The sequence below is a fragment of the Colwellia sp. F1 genome (assembly GCF_056238625.1).
This window is the reverse complement of sequence record NZ_JBWDLI010000061.1, coordinates 1-2970: the sequence shown is the minus strand read 5'-3', so window position 1 is coordinate 2970 and position 2970 is coordinate 1. Positions and strand designations below refer to the sequence as shown.

Sequence of the window (2970 nt, the reverse complement as noted above, 5' to 3'; positions counted from 1 at the left end):
AACCCAGGCCGGAGAACAGGCGTGGAAGTGGCACGAAGATGCCGCTAAGTTCAGTGAAACCGACAATATTGAACGCGATGGCGTTACCCGACGCTGCGCCACCCCTGAACACCGCGCTGTGCTCGATGAACTTGCAACGTGGATGAAAAGCCTGGGCATGTCTGTGCGCATGGATAACGCCGCGAACCTGATCGGTCGTTATGCCAGTCCACAAGCCGGTGCCCGTACGCTGTTGCTCGGCTCGCATCAGGACACAGTTCCTAATGGAGGCAAGTACGATGGCATGATGGGCGTTATTTTGCCGCTTGCCTTGGTTAGCTACTTGTATGAAAACGCGATCGAAATGCCCTTTCACATTGATGTGGTGGCGTTTAGCGACGAAGAGGGGACACGCTTCAGTTCTACTTTGCTTGGCTCTAAAGTGCTGGCAGGCACCTTTAAACCAGAGATGCTTAAAGCCCGCGATAGTCAGGACATAACGCTTGGGCAGGCGCTGGCTGACTTCGGTTGTGACACTCAACGAATCGATGCAGATCGCTATCTATCGGAAGACGTGATTGCTTTTATCGAAGCACATATCGAGCAGGGGCCTCAGCTTGAGCAGGCTGATGTGCCGCTGGGAGTAGTAAGTGCAATTACTGGGATCGAGCGCCACGAGATAACGATCAAGGGCATGGCAGGTCACGCCGGAACTGTGCCTATGCACATGCGCCAAGATGCACTGGTGGGGGCTGCCCATGTTATTCAACTGGTCGATACGTTATGCAAAAGCACCGGTGAACTCGTCGGTGTCGTGGGTAAGATTGAGAACGCACCTAACGGCGTCAATGTTATCCCTCAGACCACCACCTTGAGCATTGAATTGCGCTCGCCGGATGATGCACTTCGCCGCCAAGCAAGAACTCAGCTGTTAAGCCAAATTGACGCGTCTCTGCAAGCCTTGAATCTTGGCGTTGAGCATCGTCATACCTATGAACAACCTGCGGTTCAATGTGCTCAACACCTTATCGACACCATGCGCAGTGCGCTTAAGGATGCGCGAATTGAGCCGCGGGTACTGTTCAGTGGTGCAGGCCATGATGGGTTGGCCATGGCCGACCTGTGTGACATCGGCATGCTGTTTGTGCGTTGTCGCGGGGGGATCAGCCACCACCCTAGCGAAGCTATTAAGCCCGAGGATCTCGGCGTTGCCATTGAGGTTCTCTTAAACACCTGTCAGCGACTCGCCCAACAGCAATAGCTGGCAGCCTTGTATCGCAACGTTTGTCCAACTAGCTCAACATAAAGCCACAAAAATCATAAGGGTTGATTATGAGCCAACAACAGCAAATTTCAGACACAAAAGCCCCTGCATCAGGTAAGTGGTACAAACAGATACCGGACCCGATGGTGCTAATTTTCTTCATTTTGGTTGCCGCCTACCTAATGACGTTTATTGTGCCCGCAGGAGAGTTTGAGCGTCAGACTGTCGATGGTCGTACGACAGTTATTCCTGAATCTTTCATGTATTTGTCAGATGTTGCGAATCTGCACTTTTTCAAGATTTTCGTCGCTATACCGCAAGGTCTGATTAATGCGTCGCAATATCTGTTTATCGTGTTTATTGCTGGCGGGCTGTTTCATATTCTGCAAAAGACAGGTGCGCTGGAAAACGCCATTGGTGTCGCCGTTCATCGCGTCGGTGCTGAAAATAGCATTAAAAGCCGCAACCTGATTATTGCTGCTGGTACCTTTATCTATGGCTTCTTTGGCGTTGCGGTTGGTTTCGAAAATAACATTGCGCTCGTACCCATTGGTGTACTGATAGCGTCTGCCATTGGCTGCTCTCGTTTAGTCGGTGTTGTGATGGCCGTGGGGGGCATCGGCATTGGCTTCGCTTTGTCGCCGATCAATCCATACACCGTTGGCGTCGCGCAGGGTATTGGTGAATTACCTACGTTTTCAGGCTGGTGGTTACGCACGTTGATGGTGGTTGCGTGCCTGGCTACCTTGACGCTTTTTATCTGTCGTTACGTTGTCAAAATGGACTATCACGATGACAACCCTACCGAGCTAACCAAGCGTCTCGAAGACTATACCTTGACCCGTCAGAACATCATTACCTTAGCTATTTTTATTGCTGGTCTGATTATTATGCTGATCGGTGTGTTTACTCGCGGTTGGTACATCAATGAAATTGCCGCCATGTTCTTGCTGATGGCGATTGTTATTGGACTCGCTAACGGCCTGGGAGCTAACGCGCTGGTAAGACAGATGATGGAAGGCGCCTCATCGGTAACCGCCGGTGCCTTGGTGATTGGTGTTGCAGCCTCTATTCAGGTCATCCTTAAGGATGCCCAGATTATCGATACGATTGTTAACTCGCTTAGCTCTATGGTGGGGGATATGCCTACCGCCGTGGCGGCTGTTGCTTCAAGTGTGATTCAAGGCGTGATCAACCTGTTTATTCCGGGCGGGTCAGGTCAAGCATTGGTTACCATGCCGATTTTGATCCCCTTAGCAGATTTAATTGGTATGAGCCGTCAGTTAATGATCACGTCCTTCCAGGTGGGAGATGGTTTAACTAACCTGATTGTACCAACGTCTGGCGGCACCCTTGCCATGCTGGCGCTAGGTAGGGTCTCCTACGCACAGTGGCTGCGTGTTATTACTCCTTTGTTAGTGCTGGTTTACGTTATGTGCTGGGCAGCGCTGGTATTAGGCTATTACGTAGGTTATTAAGTACTGTCGTTAGGCGGCTAACTGGCACTCGACGCAGCAGTGACGGGGGGAGAATCCAGAAGGATTTTCCTCCCTTCATTTTGCTGTTATGTGGTTCGGTGCTAAAGAAATTCATGCATTGTCCGATAATCACTTAACAGGCCACAGTCACCAAGCCCCATACGAGTTAGCCATGCCCAAATCACCTACTTTCTTTCTTGCTGCGATCCTGCTTGGCCTAGTCACCTATACCCAGGCGTCTGCTAATAC

The 2970-nt window shown here is 50.9% G+C and carries 2 protein-coding genes; both read left to right on the top strand.

Annotated features, from left to right (window positions below):
• Positions 1 to 1240: allantoate amidohydrolase (locus AC0UA9_RS17150; protein WP_475661921.1), on the top strand; the 1240-nt coding region annotated here is incomplete at its 5' end.
• A gap of 71 nt (positions 1241 to 1311) precedes the next feature.
• A complete protein-coding gene (locus tag AC0UA9_RS17145; protein WP_475661918.1) occupies positions 1312 to 2721 on the top strand; it encodes a YfcC family protein in 1410 nt (469 codons plus the stop codon).
• Positions 2722 to 2970: the final 249 nt, after the last annotated feature.